We start from the raw sequence: 19385 nt of genomic DNA on the forward strand, positions 1-19385 counted from the left end.
CCGTGTCAGGGACGCTGTCCGACCCGGTCCACCACGCCGGACGCGGTCACCGCGGTCGAATTCGTGCCCAGGTACAGGAAGGTGTCGGCAGCGAAGACGATCACCATCGGCTCCGCATCCGGACCGTCACTTGGCTTCAACGGCCACGTGATCCCGACTCCGGGCCTTCCCGCGGCGTCGTGGGCGGTCTCCAGAACCCGAAGCCGGGGCACCTTGGCCGCGGCTTCGAACAGGGCGGCGCGGGTCGCGGGCGAGAGGTAGTACCCACTCGCAAGCTCCTGAATGTCCTTACCCATCGCGTTGTAGTCGCCGTCCTCACCGGAGTGGTGGGCGTTGAGGTAGGCGAACACCGCGTCGGCGTCGACGGGGAGGTCGCGGCGATCGCGGACGGTCGGCTCGCACGGCTCCGTGAGTCCCTTCAGCGGCTCGTCGCCCTTGTACACCTGCGCTTTCCCGTCTCTGCAGCCAGGGAGCGGCAGGAGGGATCCATCCGCCATCTTGATCACGCCGTCTCGGGTGCCGTCGGCCGAGTACCACGATTCCCGTTCGCCCTCGGGATCCTTGGTCTTGGTGTAGAGGAATTGGTCGGGCCTCGGCGGCGTGGCGGGAGACTTCAGCGCGGCCGCGGCGGCGTTCCGGAGCACCGTCACGGGATCCGCAGCGGCCGCGGGAGGTTCGAGGCCGACCTGTTCGACCGGCGCCAGCGCGACGACGGCGGTGATGGCCGCGGCGAGCCCGAGCGCCCCCGCCCCGGTCCACGCCCAGCGTCGCCGGTTCCTCAGCGGCACCACGTTTTCCGTTTCGGCGGCGGCGATCTCGGCCATCAATCGCGCGCGGGCCGGGCCGAGTGCGCCGGATTCCGCGAGAGGGACCGAGCCGGTCCGCTCGGCGATCAACTGCAGCTCATCCATGGGTGGAGATCTCCTTCGAAATCGTGGTGTCCGGGCACCCCAGCGCCTCGCGGACCTTCCGGCGGGCGCGGTTCAGCCGTGAGCGGACGGTGCCGAGCGGGATTCCCAGCGCCGCGGCGATTTCTTCGTAGGAGAGGCCTTCCCCGGCGAACAGCGTGAGCGTGTCCCGGTCGCCGTCGGCCAGTTCCGCCAGCGCGGAGTCCAGCAGCTTCCCCATCGCCTCGGCGGTCACCTGATCGGCGACGCGTTCGGCGTGTCCTTCTTCGTCGGGTGGCGGGCCGAGGGCTTCGCGGAGTTTCAGCTCCCTGACCTCGTCACGGCGCCGCTGCGCCACCAGGTTGGTCGCGATGCCGTAGAGCCACGGCCGGGCGTCGCGGCGCTCGGTGTCGTATCCGTCGCGTTTGCGGAAAGCGATCAGGAACGCCTCCCCCAGCATGTCGTCCGCGGCCGTGGGCCCGATACGTCTGACCAGGTACCGGTGGATATGCGCGGCATGCCGGTCGAAGATGACGGAGAACCAGTCCGGCCTGGTCACCGATCTCGCGATCACATCCGCGTCCTCCGCATCGCCCGGATCCGCTCCAGATATGCTCATGGACCGCCCTTCACCGTTCGTCAGTGTCACCTGTTGTCCGCATTCGGGCCCCGATGGGTTCACGACCGACGAATCGGTCTAGACCTTTTATGCGCACCGCGCTACATTCATCTGTGGTCTAGACCACACGCGCCAGTTCAGAGCAGGTCAGTCTCGCCGCCTCTTTTGGAGAGAACCGCCATGAGACGCACCAGAAAACGACTACTCAGCGCACTCACCGTGACACTCCTCGCTGCCGGGCTCCTCGTGGCCGCAGGTACTCCGGCGCTGGCGGCGGGCCGCCTCCGCGCCGCGTTCACCTTGGCCGGAACCACCGGTGAGTACACCGTCACCAACCCCAGCAGCGAAACCGTCGCCGACTGGTCCATCACCTTCACCGTCCCCGCCGGCGTGACCGCCACGAGCGGCTCCCACGCCACGGTGTCCCAGTCGGGCAACCAGGTCACCCTCACCCCGGCGTTCTACATCAAGTCGCTCGCGCCGGGCCGTTCGACCTATCCCTACAGCCCGTCGTTCCAGCTCAGTTCCGCGGTCAACCCGACCACGTGCCGGATCGACGACGCCAACTGCGACGGTTCGGGTGACACGCCGCCGTCGACCCCGGCCAACCTGCGTCTCGTGGCGAAGACGACCACGACCGCCGCGCTGGCCTGGAACGCCTCGGCCCCGGGGTCCCTGCCCGTCGCCGGCTACGACGTCTACCAGGGCACCACGCTGGCGGCCTCGGTCACCGGCACCGAAGCGAGGATCACCGGGCTGAGACCGAACACGGCCTACAGCTTCACCGTCGTCGCCAAGGACAGGAAGGACGCCAAGTCCCCGCCCACCCCGGCGCTGGCGGTGACCACCAACAACCCGAGCGAAGACACCCAAGCGCCGACCGCGCCGTCGAACCTCCGCTCGACCGCGGTCACGTCGGGCTCCGTCACACTGGCCTGGAACGCGTCCACGGACAACACCGGCGTCGTCTCCTACGACGTCTACCGCGGCACGACCCTCGCCACCACGGTGACCGGGACGACCGCGACGGTGACGGGGCTTTCACCGTCCACTTCGTACTCTTTCACGGTCAAAGCCCGTGACGGGTACGACAACGTCTCCGCGGCGAGTGCCGCCGTCAGCGCTCGCACCGGCGACATCGTGAACGGGTACGCCCGCGTCGGCTACTTCGTCCAATGGGGCATCTACGGCCGCCAGTTCTTCGTCAAGAACCTGGTGACCAACGGATCGGCCGCCAAGCTGACCCATCTGCTGTACGCCTTCGGGAACATCGACCCGGTCGACCACACCTGTCTTTCGGGTGTCACCAAGGGAACGACGTCCAACCCGCAGGACCCGAGCCAGGGTGACGGCGCGGGCGACGCGGAAGCCGACTACTCGCGGCCGATGTCCGCGGCGCAGTCGGTCGACGGTGTCGGCGACACCGGCTGGGAGTCGCTGCGCGGCAACTTCAACCAGCTGAAGAAGCTCAAGGCCAAGTACCCCAACCTGAAGGTCCTCATCTCCTTGGGCGGCTGGACCTACTCGAAGTACTTCTCCGACGTCGCGGCCACGCCCGAGTCGCGGCAGAAGTTCGTCGCGTCGTGCATCGACACGTACCTGAAGGGGAACGTGAAGGCGTACGGCGGCGCCGGCGGGCCGGGCACGGCCGCGGGCATCTTCGACGGCATCGACATCGACTGGGAGTGGCCGGGCAGCCCCGACGGACACCCCGGAAACCACTGGAGCGCCAACGACAAGACGAACCTGACCGCTCTGCTGGCCGAGTTCCGCACGCAGATGGACGCCTACGGCGCGACCACCGGCAAACGCTACGAACTGCAGGCGTTCACCCCCGCCGACCCGGCGAAGGTGAAGGGCGGCTGGGAGATCCCGAAGATCTTCGACTACCTCGACGTCGCGAACGTGCAGGGCTACGACTTCCACGGCTCGGGCAGCGACAACTCGTGGGAGCCGAACCGCACCGGCCACCAGGGGAACCTCTACGCCGACGCGGACGATCCGTACAACTTCAAGTTCAGTGTGGAGTCGGCGATCAACGCTTACACCGAAGCCGGTGCCAATCCACGGAAACTGACACTCGGCCTCGCCTTCTACGGGCGAGGCTGGCAAGGGGTCGCGGACGGCGGGAAGAAGGGCGAATGGCAGAGCGCGACCGGAGCCGCGCCAGGCCAGTTCGCCGAGGAAGCAGGTACTCGTGGCTACGCGAATCTCTTGGCCAGTGTCCCCAACTGCGCCGTCCAGCACGACACCGCGGCCGTGGCCACGTCGTGCTACACGGGCAACGGCGGGCAATGGTGGACCTTCGACGACGCCTGGTCCATCCAGCAGAAGGTCGCCTGGCTCAAGACAAGAGGACTGCTCGGGGTCATGGCCTGGGAGATGTCCGGTGACACCGGAACCCTCATGACCACAGTGGACAACTCGCTGAAGTAGCGGCTCGTGAGTGGTAAGGACGGTTAGAACCGTCCTTACCACTCACGAGGCTGCTTGCTGCACACTGTGTCTCGTGACTTCTGCGAACGACGAGCGCACTCTGCTCATCGTCGGCTCCTACACGGCCGTGAGCGACGGCAGCGGCGAGGGCATCGGCACCTTCTGGCGCGACGCGCGGACCGGGGAGCTGACCCCGGCGGGCTCGCTCGCACTGGACTCACCGAGCTGGCTGACCCCGCATCCCGCACTTCCGGTGCTCTACGCCGTGAACGAGACCGCCGAAGGCGCGATCACCGCCGTGGCGGTCGGCGAAGACGGGACCCTGTCGGCCTTGAACTCGCTGCCGACCGGCGGCGCGGATCCGTGCCATCTGGCGGTCACTCCCGATGGCCGGTACCTGTTGTGCGCCAACTACAGCGGTGGGAGCCTGGCCGCTTTCGCACTGGGCCCGGACGGGGTTCCCACCGTGCGGACGGCACTGGTCCAACACGAAGGCACCGGCCCGAACACCGAGCGACAGGAAGCGGCACACGTCCACATGGCCGTGGTCGACGAGACCGGCACCCTCGTCAGTGCGGTCGACCTCGGCACCGACGAGATCCGCAGCTACCGCCTCGGTGAGGAAGGCGAACTGATCCCCGTGTCGGTGTCGACGCTGCCCGCCGGGACCGGTCCGCGGCAGCTGGTCCGGCGCACCGGCACGAACCACGCGTACGTCGTCGGCGAACTGGCCGCCTCGCTGATGACAATGCGCGAAGAGCCGCCGGGCACGTTCGCCGTGGAGAACTCGGTTCCCGCGACGCTCGAACCCGATGGCGAAAACCTCCCGGCGCAGCTCGTCCTGCACGATGACCGGCTGCTCCTGTCAAACCGGGGCCCCGAAAGGATCACGGAGTTCACTTTCGACGGTGTCCTCCCCCGGGCCGTCGCCGACCATGGGACCGGCGAATGGCCGCGGCACTTCTCCGTTGTCGGCGAGCATTGTTATGTCGCGGCGCAGAGCAGTGACGCGATCCAGGCCTACGAACGTGCGACGTGGCGCCTGATCGGCACTTATCCGGTCGGGAGCCCGGCCTTCGTCGGCCTTTGGCCGCACTGATTCGTTCAGCCCGCTGAACGGGGCGGGCTTCTTTCTTTTTGAGGCGAATAAAGGTCTTGACGCAACTGGTTCAGACCATGACACTGAATCGCATGCCGCCGGTGACCTGGCTCACACCCGCCCGAGGAGAACCATGTCCCTACCGAGGAAATTGCTCGCCCTGACCACGCTCATCCCCTTGGCACTCGGCCTTTTCAGCGCCCGCCCAGGCCGCGCCCGCCACCTTCACCCATCCCGGCGTGCTGGTCAGCCGCCCGCAACTGGACTTCGTGCGCGCCAAGGTCCAAGCGGGCGCGCAACCGTGGAAACAGGCCTACGACGCGATGATGTCGAGTTCGTACGCCTCGTTGTCCCGGTCACCGAAACCACGCGCCATCGTCGAATGCGGTTCTTATTCGAATCCGGACATCGGCTGTACCGATGAACGGCAAGACGCGATCGCCGCGTATTCCCTTTCCCTCGCCTGGTACATCACGCGCGATGCGAAATACGCGACCAAGGCGATCGAGATCATGGACGCCTGGTCCGCGGTACTGAAGGATCACACGAACAGCAACGCTCCCCTGCAGTCGGCGTGGTCGGCCTCCTCGTGGCCACGCGCGGCGGAGATCATCAAACACACCTACCCGAACTGGCCGAATTCCGGCCGCTTCGGCACCATGCTCCGGAACGTGTACCTGCCCGAGGTGATCAACGGCAGTCACAGCAACGGGAACTGGGAACTCAGCATGACCGAGGCCGCGATCGGCATCGCCGTGTTCCTCGACGACAAGCCGGCCTACGACAAGGCCGTCGCGAAGTTCCGCACCCGCGTCCCCGCCTACCTTTACCTGACGAGCGACGGCGCGCTCCCGAAAACCGCGCCCGGCAGCGGCCTGGACACCCGCGACAAGATCGTGAAGTACTGGCAAGGCCAGACGACGTTCGTCAACGGCCTCTCCCAGGAGACCTGCCGCGACTTCACCCACACCGGCTACGGCCTCGCCGCCATCGCGAATTTCGCCGAGACCACCCGCATCCAGGGCCAGGACCTCTACCCCGAGATCGCGGACCGCCTCCGCGAAGGCCTCGGCTTCCACGCGAAGTACCAGATGGGCGCTGCCGTCCCGTCCTGGCTGTGCGGCGGCAGCCTGAAGCTCGGCCTCGGACCGATCACCGAAGTCGGGTACAACCACCTCCACACCCGCCTCGGCCACACCATGAGCAACACCGAAGCCCTCACCCTGCGCCAGCGCCCGGCCGGCACCAACAACCTGTTCGTCTCCTGGCAGACCCTCACGCACGCCGACAACCCCCCAGTGACCCCGTGAGGGCCGCCCGAATGCGGCAGGGCGGCCCTCACGGTCCGTTTTCCCAGCTCAGACACACAGTGACCCCTGGTTGCAAGCCCCTGTTCGCGACCCGCTAAAGTACTCACATCGCACTCCACGGAGCGCGGGTCCGGGCTGTGGCGCAGTTTGGTAGCGCACTTGACTGGGGGTCAAGGGGTCGCAGGTTCGAATCCTGTCAGCCCGACCGGAAGACGAAGCCGCTTGGCTTGGGTGAAGACCCAGGCCAAGCGGTTTTTTCGTTCCACCGAACAAAATTCTTCGGTGAATACCGAAGCAGCTGTTTGGGGACCACGTGGGGACCAAGTCACGTTCTGGGGCGTCTCTGGCGCACTTGACCCGGGCAAAACAGCGCCAGGTCGCCGGGGCTGGCTGTGGACCAGGCGGCGGGCTGGTGGCTGGGATCTGGTCAACCGCGGAGCCGGTAGGGCCACGAGAACGGTGTGTACGACCCCATAGGCGGGGCGGTGCGTGCGGCAGCGTGAAGAACGTGTTTACGGGCACGCCCGAATACGGCGGCGCCGGCGGCTTCCGGCATTCGTGCCGTCGGCCGGTACGCGCTTCCATCCGGTCCTAAAACGGCGATCTTCTGCAGGTGGTGCACGGGAACGCCGGCGTCGGCCATCCAGGTCAGCCCGGTGTGCCGCAGGTCGTGGCGGCGGAGGTGCTCGTACCCGAGCCGGGTGACCACGTCGTCCCAGTAGGTCGCGTCGCGGAACACTACGGTGGTGATGCGGCCGCCGCGGGGCCCGCGGAAGAGCCGGTCGTCGGGATTCCCGTCGGCCAGGGCGATCCGGTGCTCGACCAGTTCCCGGATGTCCTCGATCAGGGGTACTCTCCGGGCGCGTTTGCCCTTGGTGCCCTTGTCCAGCAGCCCGCCGGGCCCGGGAGTGGTCTGCCGCCGGAGGTTCCACGTCCAGGTCGTAGTGTCGATGTCTTTCACCCGGCAGCCCGAGACTTCGCCGATCCGGGCGGCGGTGCACGCCGCGAACAGCACCACGTCGCCCCAGCCGCGGTACTCACCGTGCGAGCGCGCGACGAGCGCGTCCGCGAGTCTGGTCAGGGTGTGCCAGTCCGGCAGCGCCAGGGCCCGCGGGTCTTCCAGTTCGTCCTCGGCCTGCCTGTACTGTTTCTGCCAGCCGGTCACCCGCGCCGGGTTGTGGTCGACGATGCCGTCCCGGTAGGCCTGCTCCATCACCTTGACCAGCGGCGCGATGGTGTTCTTCACCACCGATCGGCTGTACTCGTCCGCGATCCACGCGTGCACCGCCCGGTCGACGACACCGTGCGAGATCCTCCGGACCGGAAGGTGCCCCAGGGTCGGCACGAGCCGCATCCGCCAGCCGGCCATGTACGGGTCCACCGTCTTCTTCTCCAGGCACGCATGACGAGCGGCATGTTGGCCTCGCCGTACTCGGCCAGCGACATGGTCGCCGTGCGCGGGTCGACGCCGTTCTCGGCTTCCGCCTCGATGCGCTCGAGCCATTTCCGGGCCTCGTCCTCCTCGGCGACTGATTCCGACTTGCTGGGCCGCTTCTTGGTCACCGGGTCGACCCAGCGCACGCGCGCCTTGTACGGCTTGGCGCGGCCTTCCCGGTACTCGATGTCCGTCGACAGCGAGATCCCGATCGGCAGCATGATCGCGCCCGCCATCAGGCCGTCACCTTCTCCGGATCGACCCGCCGGCTCCGCAGCCACGCCTCGACATCCGACGCGCTGTACACGGTCATCCGATCGGACAGCGGCACGAACGGCGGGCCCTGCGCGGGTCGGCGGTCCGCCACCGGCGCACCGTCGACGCATCCACGTTGAGCAGATCCGCCAAATCCTCGGTCGTGAGCCATTTCCCGTCCACCAGCCGTGGCTCCATGCCTACTTCCCCGCCACGCCGCGAACCACGCCGCGGAAGTCCCGGCTGGCTACGGCGCTGCCGTGGCCAGCGGGTCGCCCACGGCCGGGAGGCAGGATCAGGCGTTGCGGGCTGCGCGCTCCGGCATTGCTTACGCGGCAACGGATTCCGCGTGATGTGCGGGCAAGATTCGTCAGATGCGTGGAAGTCGCAGGGCGGACGCGACCGCTGTTCTCGGAGAGCGCGGCGACCGTGGAAACAACGAGCGGCGACCAGGGCGAGTTGTATGGGCCGATCGCCTCGGATCTCACGTTGTGGCGCGCTCTGGACGAGATCGGCGAACCGCAGCGGCGCAGAATCGCCCAGGCTCGCGCGAAAACCCGCGAGTATGTCTGGTCGTTGATCAGCGAACGGCATGGCCGGATCCCGCCGTCGAAGGTGGCCGACCGAGACCTGGGCAAGACGATCGTGGTCAGGATGGACGCCTCGCTGATGCCTGCGCACTCGGACAAGGAATGGGCGACGGGAACGTATAAGGGTTCCTGGTGCATCATCCGTTGATGGCCTGGTGTGACAACACCGGCGAGTCGCTGGCGTTGTTGCTGCGCAAGGGAAGCACGGGTTCCAACACGGTGGCCGATCACATCGAGGTCCTGGATGAGGCCATCGCCCAGATTCCGGCCCGCTATCGCCGCGACCTGCTGATCACTGTGGACGGTGCGGGCTCGTCCCACGGTCTGGTCGACCACATCACGGCCCTGCACGGCTCACCATGGCGGACGGTGCGGTATTCCATCGGCTGGGACCTGGCGCCCGGGAACGCGACGCCATCGGCCATGATTTTCGGCAGCCCGCTATAAGCGTTCCAGCCGCCAATACCTTCGCCTGTCCACATAACTCCGGACGGTGTCGGTGTCCGGCACCGCGAACACGTACACCACGCGGCGGGACTCGCCCACCGTGCCGGGACGCGGGCGCCCGAAGAACAGCCGTACCGTCAACGCGCCTCCCGCAACGCGTGGCGCCCGGCGGAGACGGGCGTGGCCGGGGAGCTACCCGCCTCCGCCGGAACCCTGGTGCGACCATCCCGTTCCGGTGCCAGCCGTGGCCGTCATCGTCGCCGGCTGGTCACCGATCACCGACGAGCAGATCCAGGCACTGGCGATCATCCTCAACCGCATTGAGACACGCCCTGCGAAACAACAGCCGCATAGCTGCGTGGTGGTCCGGCATAGCGCAAGCAGTAGTCGTTGCAGTCACGAGAACCACGCCTCGGATAGGTTGCATTGTCAGTCCCCGTCACTATGAGGGACAGGGCTTGCTCTGCTCCAGGAGGTCGAAGCAGCGCATCGACCGTACGGCGGGGCGGGGGCGCCAGGGGACGGCCGGAGCTGTGGTGGGCGAGGCTTGTCCGCCTGTCTTGCTGCCGGTTCCAGGGCCAGGAAAGCGGCTACTTGTCCTCACCTGATTTTCGACCTGACAATGAGCGACATCGGCCTTTTCTTTTCTTGATATGTGAGGAGAATTGTTTTGTCGAATTCAATTATTCGGCGCTCGCTGGCCGCGGCGAGTGTGACACTCTTTATTTCCGGACTCCTCGCGGGGGGCGCGTCCGCCGCCGAGGTGGTCACTGGGACGGCTGAGGCGCTGCCGCGATTGGAGTGCGAGGGCCGGGTGGAGCGCCCGACGCAAGACGGCGACATCGTGCGTGCCCGCGCCGTAACCCGCTGCCGCGACGAGGTGGAGGTGATCGGGGTACGAACGTGGCTGCAGAAATATGATGACGGCGAGTGGAAGAACGTCGAGGAGGATCTCGGAAGGCGGGAGGACGCCAGGTGGGTGCGCGCCGACGCCGAAGCTCAGTGCGAGCGGGGCCGCTACCGGACAGTATCCGAGCACTTCGCACGCGATGGCAAGGATGACTACCGCGACCGCAAGGAGAGCGAGAGCGTCCGTATTCGCTGCCGTTGACCCTGCGCTCGCGGATTCATGACGATCCACCGATCGAAGGTGAATGTGAAGCTCGCTGTCCGCAATGGACGCTTCTGGTAGCGCCGAGAAGCCGCGACACGCAGCGGTGTCGCGGCTTCCGCTGACGTCAAGGCCCGCCGGGGCGCGTCGCAACGGGAACCCCCTGGTCGCGAGAGTGGCCAGGGGTTTTCACGTTATCGCCGCCGCGTGGTTCTTGTCCGACGGCCAGGCAGTACTCGATCACCTCGTCGACCGTCATCGCTCACCCCAGCAACCCTCGCGATTCGTCCTCTGGTTGCGGTAGTTGCGGACAGCTACTTGATGCCGGCCGCGTCCATTCCCCGGAGTTCCTTCTTCAGGTCCGCGACCTCGTCCCTCAGCCGGGCGGCCAGTTCGAACTGCAGATCGCGCGCGGCCTGCATCATCTGGTCGGTCATCTGCTGGATGAGGTCGGCCAGTTCGGCGCGCGGCATCCCGGCGACGGACTCCGTGTCCTCGGCCTCGCTGTAGACGCGGTCGAGGATGTCGGCGATCTTCTTCCGCAGCGGCTGCGGGTCGACGCCCCGTTCCTTGTTGTAGGCGACCTGCTTGGCGCGGCGGCGATCGGTCTCGTCGATGGCATGCCGCATGGAGTCGGTGATCTTGTCCGCGTACATGTGCACCTCGCCCGACACGTTTCGCGCCGCGCGGCCGATCGTCTGGATCAGCGACGTGCCACTGCGGAGGAAGCCCTCCTTGTCCGCGTCGAGGGTCGCGACCAGCGACACCTCGGGCAGGTCGAGACCCTCACGGAGCAGGTTGATGCCGACCAGCACGTCGAAATCGCCCGCGCGCAGCTGCCGCAGCAACTCGACCCGGCGCAGCGTGTGCCCGGAGCTCCCGTCCGGCATCACTTGCGTGAGTCTTGCATCAGGCACCGTAAAGGCGCCTGTCGTGGGGCCCTGACGCAGCGGGACACTCGGCGTTCCACCTGCTTGTATGTCGCGACGACCCCGACCCAGAGCCGGCGGCCGGCCCCCTGGCCGCAGTGCAGCCGCGCGCTTTCTCGGTCCCGCCGCTCCCCCGCGTTCAGCAGCAGTCATGACTGTCGGGACATCAGCGTCATCCGGCGCGCAGCAGCCTCGCGTCGGCCGGATTTCCCGGCTCCGGGTCACGCGGCGGCCCGGCGCCTCCATGCCCTGATAAGAGCGGTTACCACCGCGTGGGACACCTGAGGACAGCCGCCAGATATGCCCGGCCGCGCCGGGACGGCCACACCTCGACCGGTTGAGTGCGCTGCGCGCCGCTTGGCCGGAACCAATGCGGCCCTGCAGGATCGTTTTATGGCTGGAGAACAACCGATGAGCTGACACTTGAGATCATGCGCCACCTCGAGATAGACCAGCAATGGGTGCGACACTTTGCCCAACGAACGTCGACGGTATCGCCGAGGCACGGGCAGCAGGCCGCCGAGCGGGACGCGAACTCCAGCTAAAAATAGTGACTTTCCAGAGCAAGCCGGAAGATCGCGACGACGGCAGGGTTTTCGTCATCGTTGCTGTCAACCAGGAACCACCCCTGGAAGACAAGGAACGCATGGAGGAACACTCCCTTCTCCTCCTCGACGAAGCGTTCAAGAACTTCCGCGCTCCGTGATCTGACAATGTGAGTGATGGCTGCCTCCGCACTTTGATCTGTCGGACGGCGGGGCAAGTTAGAGCCCTTACAGACGAAGGACAAGCCCTGACTAGGCCCGACGTTGGGGACCACGAGGGGACCACCCGTCCCACACATCGACGGACGACCAAGCGTTCTTGACACGCCAGTTGATCATATGCATGGCTCCTGACCTGCGAAAACACCTACCCCACAGTCCTGAGAGGCAAGGGGTCGCAGGTTCGAATCCTCTCAGCCCGACGGACGAAGCGGGTCTCCGCAGCTCACCAGCTGCGGAGGCCCGTTTTCATATGGTCAGAGGTGTCGTTCCGGTTCAGCACAGCGCTCGGTGACACCTTGACCGGCTGCTCTCCTCATGACCAAGAATTTGACCAACAGGGGTTCACCCCGCCGTGTGGCGCTCCTACGTCGAGGAATGGGACCGCAGTCTGCGTGCGGCGAACCGTCCACACACGACCCGCTACAACTACGAGCTAGCCGTCACCCAGCTGTCAGACTTCCTCGGCGGTCCGGACCTGCCGGAGTTCCTCGAGAAGATGGACATGCCGGCCGACGACGACAGCGACGCGTCCCATGACCCCACCGACGTCGGGCCACGCAGTACGAGCGGGTCCGCGCCCTCCAGAGTCGAATGACGGACGCACAACTCCGGTTTCGGGAGCGTGGCGTTGCACTCAGCGGACGATAGCCATCCCTGGGGCCTGCGCTGCGACGGTATCGAACTCGCCGAGACTCGTCCGCCGCGCAGCCACAGGCTGACGCGGCGGACGGCATGCCCGCTGCGACCTCTCAGTTGCCTAGCAGCGCAGCGCCATTGAACGCTGCTTCAACCAGCCCAAACAGCGTCGCGACCGGACGCTCGCCATGTCACACGCGCCGCCGACGATCTCTGGGCCTGGCGGCTTACAGGGCTTGCTCTAGTCGGGACGGCCGACTTGGGTGTTCGACAGGTCGAGACCGATCGCGAAGTCCGCCGTGTAGCCGTTTCCGGCCTGCTGTGGACGCAGCAGCATCTGGGCTCCGCCGCTGCGGTAGATCGAGTCCCGGTTGTTGGTCGTGTCGGCCGGACCTTTCCGCCGGTACGGTTCGGTCCGCAGATAGGCCGCGCCGAACTCGGGCGTGAAGTAAAGCTGCGATGTGAACTCGTACGGCCGGCCGTTGGTTCCGACGGTGCGTATTTTGACGTGGATATGCAGCGTGCGCCCCGAATACCAGCCTGGCAGAATGGTAGTGAACCGGGCCGCCCCCGATTGGTCGGTGTTCTGGTAACCACGCAGGAAGCGGCGACCGTAACTTCCCTGAGACGGAATGTCAGAGTACAGCCCGAACGCGTCACACTGCCAGAGGTCGATCATCGCTCCCGGTAGTGGCGTGCACAGCTGCTGACGAATTTGCTGAACGGTGAAATTGATTACCAGCGCGGTGCCGGGAACTAGTTGTCCGGTGGCCGGCTCACTGCGGATATCGGAGCGGTTGAGTCGCTCGTCGACGAAGTACGGGCCCTCCATTTGCTCTGGTTTGACCACACAATCCAGTGCGCAGACATCGGGTGTGCCCGCGGTGGAGGTGGTGGCACTCGCCGTGACGGATCCAGCGACAGTGAGTGTCGCACCAGCGGCGCCGAGGAGAATCAACGCCTGCCGCCTGCCGAGCACCCGGCCTACCGGCTCATCATCGTCATGCATAGTTTTCCTTTTCGCCAAATGACGGGAGCAGGGAACTGAGCGCAACAAGGGCTTTGCTTGCAGGGTGCCGCGCGCATCCGATTTTCCGCCAGGACTCGTCCGCTGTCGAGAAAGTTCACTCTCGCGCATCATACTTCGAAGCGAGCAGTATCCTTTGATGGGCCAAATTCTCGAACCTCTGCTACGGCATTTCGCCTACGACGACTCGAGGTTCAGCTTGAGAAAGTCCGACCACAGCGACTTTTCCGCTCACCGCCGGACGAGCTCGCTGAAGGTCTCGGCAGGTCTGGTCGACTTGCCTCTCGTAGTCCTACGTGCCGGCCAGCCTGCGGCAGGCGTCGCGGGAGTCGAAGGCGTCGCCGTTATTTCACTCGGGACGGTGTCACATACCGGCAGCTGTCGTCGCGCGGTCGCCGGGACGAGAGGGCTCACGGGCATCCAGGGCCACAGTCCCGCTCGTGTTGCGCGAACCGCAGCCAGGATCTGTGAGCGGAGCCTGGCAGGCATGGTCCGGCCCTCCGCAGCGAAGGCTGCCTTCACGGTGCCCCAGTTGACCGGCCCTTCGATCGTGGTGGTGATCTCAACGGAGAGGCCCGATCGGCCTCGGTGAAACCGGCGCCATCACCGGACGGCAGCGGTCGTCGAGCGGAGGACACGAGCCCGCGTCCTGTCATGCCGATGGTCGTGCGTTGGTTGGCGGACGTGCCGGTGGACCGGCCCATAACCGGTCGGGGCGGCTGCTCGTCGCGAGGCCCTGGTCAGGCGTCGTTCGCCGCGTTGGGCCCGTCGAAGGGCCGGATGATCTCGAAAGCGTCCTGGAACCGCCACGGGATGCGGGACTCGCCGGCCTTGCGGATCAAGACGTCCTTGGTGCGAGCCGCTTTGTCCAGGAAGAACGGCATGGTTCGCAGGGGGCGGCCGAGGGGGCGCGAGAAGTCGTCCCAGTGCACCGGAACGATGAACGACGGGCTGGTGGCCTCGACGACGTGATGCCAGTAGTCGTCCTGGAACTGCTTGTCCTGGGCGCCGAGAGCTCCGACTCCCAGGTAGAGGAAGTCGACGTCGAGCCCGTCGAACTGGTGAGGGACGAAGTTGGCACTCGGGTGGACGAGCATCCGTCCAGCGGAGTGGGTGAGCAGGAACGAGTAGCAGCCTCCGGTGCGGTAGGCGGACGCCTTGGCCGGTGTGGTCAAGGGCTCGTCGATGGTGCCCGGGTAGTGATCGCCCGGGCTGTGGCGCCCTTCGAAGACGCGAACGGTGAAGTCTCCCAGCTTGACCTGGTCGCCGTCGGCGATCACGCACATGGAGTCGTCGGGCAGGCCCGCTCCGCGGCCGACGTTGAGCGTGGACGGCGAACCGTACAAGGTGCCACCACGAAGGCGGACGACGTCGGGAGCATCCATGACGTGGTCGTGGTGGGAATGAGCCACGAACAGGGCATCGAGGTGGTCGATGCCGCCGCGCTCGAGCGCGGCGGTGATGCGCTCTTGATCGGGAGCGACCTTCCCGGCCAAGATCCGCGCCCACGACGGGCGGGAGAAGAACCCGTCGACCAGGATGCTCGTGACGCCGTCAAAGACGTGCACGGTCGAAGCGCCGAAGAAGATGGACGTCACGCCCGGGCGAGCTGCACTCATGCGGTCACCGTGGCACGCCGCACACGCGCTCGCATCGCGACCCCTGGAGCACCGAGAGGGGACGGCCTGACGGACGCGCCCCACCATGATCGCGGCAGGAGCACGCTGAACGTTCGCGCAGGGCGCGATCAGGGTGTTTCTCAGGCGGATGGGTAGGCTGCCCGCGTGGAGTTCGTGGTTGCCGAGGACGAGGTGCGGCTCTCCGCGTTCGGCGTTCTCCCGCAGGCTGAGAAGGCGTCGGGCGACGATTGGGTGCGAGAGGTGCGCGTCCCCGTCTCCGTGACCGAAGAGCTTCACGTCACCTGGGATGTGATCGGGCGAAGCGTCCGCGTCCGGTACGAGCAGTCATCGAAGGTCGTCGTCGATGTCTACCGCGAACAGGCGGCCCTTCTCACGATTGAGGCTCACGAGACTGGGCCCGTCGTCGCGTTGGAGTACTACGCAGAAGGCTGCCGCGGCCGGACGTGCGTGCAGACTCAACCGACCTTCGCCCTGCAGGACAACTTCCTGCGTACGTGACTGTCCGCTTCCCGCGGTGGACGACTCGATCAACGCAGGTGTTCGAACTCGCACGGCAAGATCAAGAGATCCAAAATGTGTCAGGCACCCCTTCGTCAACGCCCACCCGCTGTGATCACACGATACCCGAGTGGTCCCTTGTCGTGCACCTCACCCATTTCTAGGGTAGTTGCACGGCCGTGAAAATTCGTCGCACTCCGGCGTCCGGCCTGTCGGGGGTTTTCGCAGGCGCGGCGGCCGTGGGGACAAATATGCCAGTCGCGCGGAAGGAATGGTTATGTCGGTCGCTCCGGACGGTTCGGTCTGCACTCGATGCGGTATGCCCATGGGGTACGACAAATTCATCGCCTGCCTCGATGACAGGGATCCATCGCCTGATCCCGCACTGTGCACTCATTGTTTGAATCCGCCGGATCCAGCGGAATTGCCGGCTCAGGAAGACCGCGGCGGGTTACTCGACCTGGTCTTCCGGGTGACCCGTGGCGAAGCGGTGGGAGAAGTACCGGCCGAGCTCGGCGAACTTGTCGCCAGCGTGCCGGCGCGGCGGCCGCAGGCGAAGGCCGACGCGCTGGTTCTCTACAGTGGCGGCAAGGATTCCAGCTGGATGCTGCACGATCTGGCAGGCAGGGACGTGCGGGTCGTGGCCTGGATGCTCGACCAGGGATATCAATCGCCGCTGGCGATCCGCAACGCCGGTTCACTGTGCGAGAAACTCGACATCGAATTGGTTATCGCGCGTCCGGAACGCGATCCGATGAACACTCTGTTCCGGCTCGGTTTCGCGATGAACGAAGAGGACGACCCAGATCTTCTCCGCGCGGCGATGTCGTGGGGGTCGGCGTGCTGGCCTTGTTTTTCCACCATTCTCGCCCAGGCGTCGTTCTATTGCCTGGAAAATATGATACCGCTATGTTTCGTCGGGACGCACAAAGGCCAGAACCGCACTACCGCCGGTGACCGGCCGATCGTGAAGGTAGACGGACTGACGCCGTTGGCCGGCGTCGTCGAGGACCAGGTCTCATTGTTGCGCAGACACGCCGAACGCAAGGCGCCGGAAGCCGCGGAATTGCTCCGGGCCGGGGACAGCGGAACCGCTCTGGTGCCCTTCTATGAGTTCGTGCCGAAGCCGCCGACCGAGCGCATCATCGCCGACCTCGAGGCCATCGGCTGGGAGGTACCCCACAACACCGGCAGCTGCAGCACAAATTGCATGATCAACGAACTTGGCTACCGCATCATGCGCAATCAGTACGGTTTCGACATCTACCAGATCGCCGAAGCCCACGAGCGGCGACTCTCGCCCAACCCGTCGCCCGCGAACATCGCCACCCTCGACGAGGAGGCGATCCGACGCGGAGCGAAGCTGATCGAGCTGACACCGGTCGAGTCCCGCCGCTGGGGCATCGAAAAGTGACTGCCGAACCCCACTGGCCCGAGCTGCGGGCCCAGTTCGACCTCGACCCGGCCTACGTGCACCTGGGACTCTCAGTGCTGGCCCCACACCCGCGGCCAGTCCGCGAGGCGATCGAACGGCACCGGCAGGGCCTCGACAGCAACCCGGCGTTGTACTTCCACCATCGCGACGAGCTCCAGCGCCGCGTCCTGGAGAAGGCGGGACGCTACCTCGGTGCCGAGCCGGACACGATCGCGCTCACCGAAAGCACCACCATGGGCCTCGCCGTCGTGTTCACCGGCATGATGCTGCGGCCCGGCGAGGAGATCCTGAGCACCGCGCACGAGCACTACGCGGCCAGGGAACTTTTGCGGTTCAAGGCCGAATCGAGCGGCGCGTCCCACCGGACCATCGAGCTCTACGAGGACCCTCGGGCGGCGACCGAGGACGAGATCGTCGCTGCTGTGGCCCGCGGCATCGGGGACCGGACCAGGCTGCTGGCACTGACCTGGGTGCACTCGGGGACCGGGGTCAAGCTGCCGCTGACCCGTATCGCGGAGGTCGTCGCGGCCGTCAACGCCGGGCGTACACCCGGCACCGAGGTCCTGACCTGCGTCGACGGGGTGCACGGTATGGGCGTCGAGGATTTCGAGGTGACCGAGCTCGGCTGCGACTTCTTTGCCACAGGTTGCCACAAATGGCTGTTCGGACCACGGGGTACGGGCCTGGTCTGGGGCAGTGAGCGGGGCTGGGCCGCGATCCGGCCGATCATCACCTCGTTCGACGTCGAGGTGTTCTGGCCGTGGTACCTGGGCTCCGTGCCGGACGGCAAGGCGCCGGCGGCACGGTTCTGCACCCCGGGCGGGTTCCCGGCCTACGAACACCGGTGGGCGCTCGCCGAAGCCTTCGACTTCCAACAGGAGCTGGGAAAGCCCTGGGTGGCCGCCCGCATCCACGACCTGAACGCGCACTGCCGCGGTGCGCTCGCCGACGTAGCCGGTGTCCACGTGCGCACGCCCGACGTGGGCGGGCTGACGTCCGGGATGGTGTGCTTCGACGTTCCCGGCATCGACCCGGCCACCGTCGTCGACCTCCTGCTCGCCGAAGGGGTCGTCGCCGGGCAGACGCCGTATCGCAGCAGCGCGGTCCGGTTCGCCCCTGGCGTGCTGAACGACTTCGGCGACATCGACCGCGGAGCCGAGGCACTGGGCCGGATCATCGAAAACCACACCTGAACGGAGAGACGTTGAGCAACAGGGATGCCGACCGGGATGCGGTGGTCAGGGTGGCCCGCGGCGCGACCCTGTTCACCCCGTGGGCGTTGCGGGCCGCGGTTACGCTCGGACTGCCGGACCTGGTGGTCGACGGCGTCAATGACCTCGCCGACCTGGCGCGCCGGTCCGGTGCGGATGTGACCGCCCTTCGGCGGCTGGTCCGGTATCTCGTGCTGCTGGAGGTGTTCCGCGCGCCCGCCGCAGATCGCGTCGAACTCGGAGAGCTCGGGGCGGTCCTGTGCAGCGGTCACCCGGCAGGCTTGGCGAAGGCACTGGACCAGCGCGAAGCCTTTGCCCGTCGTGGTGACGAGGCGATCGCCTCACTGCCCGAAGCGGTGCGCACGGGCAAAAGCGTGTGGGCCGGTCTGTTCGGACGCGGCTTTTGGGACGACCTGGCCGCCGATCCGGTGCTCGGCCGGTCCTTCGACGCGGCGATGGCCGCGCACGCCGCCGCGCTCGGCCCCGAGGTGGCGCGTCGGTACGACTGGTCGGGGGTCCGGCACGTGACCGACGTCGGCGGCGGGACCGGGCACGTCCTCGCGGCCGTACTGGCCGCTCGCCCCGGGCTCACCGGAACTCTGGTGGATCTGCCCGGCACCGTCAGCGCCGCGGACACGGTGTTGCGGGCGGCGGGGGTGTCGGATCGGGTGACGGTGGTGGGCGGCAGCTTCTTCGATCCGCTGCCCGGCGGGACGGACGTCTGTCTGCTGGCGAACATCCTGCACGACTGGCCCGACGAGGCCGCGGTCGCGATCCTGCGCCGCTGCGGGGCCGCGGTGGTCGCGGGCGGGCAGGTCGTGCTCGTCGAGCGGGTGCTGGACGAGGTGCCCGCCGCCGGCGACGATCCCGGTCAGTTCGTGGCGAGCCAGCGAGACTTGGCCATGCTGCTCCTGCTGGACGCTGCCGAGCGCACCGAAGCGCAGTTCGCCCGGCTCGGCCGGGAAGCCGGGCTGCGGCCGGACGGCGTCGCCGAACTGTTGCCGGAGCAAGGTCTGTTCCTGGTCTGCTTCGACGTCGGCTGACTGCCGGCAG

Annotated in this window: 20 protein-coding genes, 1 tRNA gene and 1 pseudogene; 13 read left to right on the forward strand and 9 right to left on the reverse strand. The window is 66.8% G+C overall.

The window, feature by feature from the left end; translation table 11 throughout:
• Positions 1–5: 5 nt before the first annotated feature.
• Positions 6–911, reverse strand: a complete 906-nt coding sequence (locus tag H074_RS05495) for a CU044_5270 family protein (RefSeq protein ID WP_007029029.1) — start codon at positions 909–911, stop codon at positions 6–8.
• Positions 904–1506 (reverse strand): RNA polymerase sigma factor, encoded by a 603-nt coding sequence (locus tag H074_RS05500; protein ID WP_039921595.1) that lies wholly within the window; start codon positions 1504–1506, stop codon positions 904–906. The genes H074_RS05495 and H074_RS05500 overlap by 8 nt, the downstream gene beginning before the upstream one ends.
• A gap of 219 nt (positions 1507–1725) precedes the next feature.
• Here H074_RS05500 and H074_RS05505 point away from each other — a divergent pair, with 219 nt between their 5' ends.
• The 4 genes from H074_RS05505 (at position 1726) to H074_RS05520 (ending at position 6556) form a co-directional block, all read left to right on the forward strand.
• Positions 1726–3942: a glycosyl hydrolase family 18 protein gene (locus tag H074_RS05505; RefSeq protein ID WP_007029031.1), complete on the forward strand. Its 2217-nt coding sequence runs from the start codon at positions 1726–1728 to the stop codon at positions 3940–3942.
• Positions 3943–4015: 73 nt separating this feature from the next.
• A complete protein-coding gene (locus H074_RS05510; protein ID WP_007029032.1) occupies positions 4016–5041 on the forward strand; it encodes a lactonase family protein in 1026 nt (341 codons plus the stop codon).
• A 239-nt stretch (positions 5042–5280) separates the two neighbouring features.
• On the forward strand, positions 5281–6351 hold the full coding sequence (locus H074_RS05515) for an alginate lyase family protein (RefSeq protein WP_007029033.1): 1071 nt from the start codon (positions 5281–5283) through the stop codon (positions 6349–6351).
• Between the two features lie 131 nt (positions 6352–6482).
• Positions 6483–6556, forward strand: a tRNA-Pro gene (locus H074_RS05520).
• A 222-nt stretch (positions 6557–6778) separates the two neighbouring features.
• On the opposite strand, the gene H074_RS05525 is transcribed toward H074_RS05520, so the two are convergent.
• The 3 genes from H074_RS05525 to H074_RS41980 are packed head-to-tail and all read right to left on the reverse strand — an operon-like array spanning position 6779 to position 8153.
• On the reverse strand, positions 6779–7705 hold the full coding sequence (locus tag H074_RS05525; protein WP_235096676.1) for a tyrosine-type recombinase/integrase: 927 nt from the start codon (positions 7703–7705) through the stop codon (positions 6779–6781).
• Positions 7594–8022 (reverse strand): hypothetical protein, encoded by a 429-nt coding sequence (locus tag H074_RS41400; protein WP_235096663.1) that lies wholly within the window; start codon positions 8020–8022, stop codon positions 7594–7596. The genes H074_RS05525 and H074_RS41400 overlap by 112 nt, the downstream gene beginning before the upstream one ends.
• Positions 8022–8153, reverse strand: coding sequence for a hypothetical protein (locus H074_RS41980; protein WP_007029034.1), 132 nt, complete (start codon positions 8151–8153; stop codon positions 8022–8024). Before H074_RS41980 ends, H074_RS41400 begins: the two co-directional genes overlap by 1 nt.
• 266 nt (positions 8154–8419) lie before the next feature.
• On the opposite strand from H074_RS41980, the gene H074_RS38705 reads away from it, so the two are divergent.
• Both H074_RS38705 and H074_RS38710 read left to right on the forward strand, forming a co-directional pair.
• Positions 8420–8779 (forward strand): hypothetical protein, encoded by a 360-nt coding sequence (locus H074_RS38705; protein WP_051071888.1) that lies wholly within the window; start codon positions 8420–8422, stop codon positions 8777–8779.
• Complete coding sequence (locus H074_RS38710) at positions 8779–9078, forward strand: hypothetical protein (protein WP_051071889.1); 300 nt, start codon at positions 8779–8781, stop codon at positions 9076–9078. Before H074_RS38705 ends, H074_RS38710 begins: the two co-directional genes overlap by 1 nt.
• On the opposite strand, the gene H074_RS40920 is transcribed toward H074_RS38710, so the two are convergent.
• Positions 9073–9219, reverse strand: a complete 147-nt coding sequence (locus H074_RS40920; RefSeq protein WP_167333159.1) for a hypothetical protein — start codon at positions 9217–9219, stop codon at positions 9073–9075. The two genes, H074_RS38710 and H074_RS40920, sit on opposite strands and share 6 nt — an antisense overlap.
• A gap of 529 nt (positions 9220–9748) precedes the next feature.
• Here H074_RS40920 and H074_RS05540 point away from each other — a divergent pair.
• Positions 9749–10189 carry a hypothetical protein gene (locus H074_RS05540; protein ID WP_007029035.1) on the forward strand — a complete coding sequence of 147 codons (441 nt, stop codon included), beginning with the start codon at positions 9749–9751 and terminating at the stop codon, positions 10187–10189.
• Between the two features lie 314 nt (positions 10190–10503).
• On the opposite strand, the pseudogene H074_RS05545 reads toward H074_RS05540, so the two are convergent.
• Positions 10504–11055 (reverse strand): annotated as a pseudogene (locus tag H074_RS05545) (helicase-related protein); the annotation flags it as partial.
• 520 nt (positions 11056–11575) lie between these two features.
• Between H074_RS05545 and H074_RS40110 the strand changes: the two are divergent.
• Complete coding sequence (locus tag H074_RS40110) at positions 11576–11824, forward strand: hypothetical protein (protein ID WP_152521353.1); 249 nt, start codon at positions 11576–11578, stop codon at positions 11822–11824.
• A gap of 413 nt (positions 11825–12237) precedes the next feature.
• Positions 12238–12480 carry a hypothetical protein gene (locus H074_RS05550; RefSeq protein WP_007029037.1) on the forward strand — a complete coding sequence of 81 codons (243 nt, stop codon included), beginning with the start codon at positions 12238–12240 and terminating at the stop codon, positions 12478–12480.
• 282 nt (positions 12481–12762) lie between these two features.
• Here H074_RS05550 and H074_RS05555 read toward each other — a convergent pair whose 3' ends face one another.
• Both H074_RS05555 and H074_RS05560 read right to left on the reverse strand, forming a co-directional pair.
• Positions 12763–13530: a dioxygenase family protein gene (locus tag H074_RS05555; protein ID WP_039921599.1), complete on the reverse strand. Its 768-nt coding sequence runs from the start codon at positions 13528–13530 to the stop codon at positions 12763–12765.
• 758 nt (positions 13531–14288) lie between these two features.
• Positions 14289–15167 (reverse strand): MBL fold metallo-hydrolase, encoded by an 879-nt coding sequence (locus tag H074_RS05560; RefSeq protein WP_039921600.1) that lies wholly within the window; start codon positions 15165–15167, stop codon positions 14289–14291.
• 165 nt (positions 15168–15332) lie between these two features.
• Between H074_RS05560 and H074_RS05565 the strand changes: the two genes are divergently transcribed.
• From H074_RS05565 to H074_RS05580, 4 genes are all read left to right on the forward strand, one after another.
• Complete coding sequence (locus H074_RS05565) at positions 15333–15686, forward strand: hypothetical protein (RefSeq protein WP_007029040.1); 354 nt, start codon at positions 15333–15335, stop codon at positions 15684–15686.
• 325 nt (positions 15687–16011) lie between these two features.
• On the forward strand, positions 16012–17100 hold the full coding sequence (locus H074_RS40655) for an adenine nucleotide alpha hydrolase family protein (protein WP_161630668.1): 1089 nt from the start codon (positions 16012–16014) through the stop codon (positions 17098–17100).
• Positions 17097–18314, forward strand: coding sequence for an aminotransferase class V-fold PLP-dependent enzyme (locus tag H074_RS05575; protein WP_007029042.1), 1218 nt, complete (start codon positions 17097–17099; stop codon positions 18312–18314). The genes H074_RS40655 and H074_RS05575 overlap by 4 nt, the downstream gene beginning before the upstream one ends.
• Positions 18315–18325: 11 nt before the next feature.
• Entirely contained in the window at positions 18326–19375 is a 1050-nt protein-coding gene (locus tag H074_RS05580; protein ID WP_063705339.1) for a methyltransferase, read from the forward strand.
• The last annotated feature ends 10 nt before the right edge of the window (positions 19376–19385 follow it).

Origin of the sequence: Amycolatopsis decaplanina DSM 44594 (genome assembly GCF_000342005.1) — a bacterium.
GTDB lineage: Bacteria > Actinomycetota > Actinomycetes > Mycobacteriales > Pseudonocardiaceae > Amycolatopsis > Amycolatopsis decaplanina.

Bases quoted from the DNA above. Each gene is read 5' to 3' on its own strand.
- H074_RS05500 (WP_039921595.1), bottom strand. From the start codon at position 1,506: ATGAGCATATCTGGAGCGGATCCGGGCGATGCGGAGGACGCGGATGTG.
- H074_RS05525 (WP_235096676.1), bottom strand. From the start codon at position 7,705: ATGCGGCTCGTGCCGACCCTGGGGCACCTTCCGGTCCGGAGGATCTCG.
- H074_RS40655 (WP_161630668.1), top strand. From the start codon at position 16,012: ATGGGGTACGACAAATTCATCGCCTGCCTCGATGACAGGGATCCATCG.
- H074_RS05560 (WP_039921600.1), bottom strand. From the start codon at position 15,167: ATGAGTGCAGCTCGCCCGGGCGTGACGTCCATCTTCTTCGGCGCTTCG.
- H074_RS41400 (WP_235096663.1), bottom strand. From the start codon at position 8,022: ATGGCGGGCGCGATCATGCTGCCGATCGGGATCTCGCTGTCGACGGAC.
- H074_RS05555 (WP_039921599.1), bottom strand. From the start codon at position 13,530: ATGCATGACGATGATGAGCCGGTAGGCCGGGTGCTCGGCAGGCGGCAG.
- H074_RS38710 (WP_051071889.1), top strand. From the start codon at position 8,779: ATGGCCTGGTGTGACAACACCGGCGAGTCGCTGGCGTTGTTGCTGCGC.
- H074_RS40110 (WP_152521353.1), top strand. From the start codon at position 11,576: ATGGGTGCGACACTTTGCCCAACGAACGTCGACGGTATCGCCGAGGCA.
- H074_RS05495 (WP_007029029.1), bottom strand. From the start codon at position 911: ATGGATGAGCTGCAGTTGATCGCCGAGCGGACCGGCTCGGTCCCTCTC.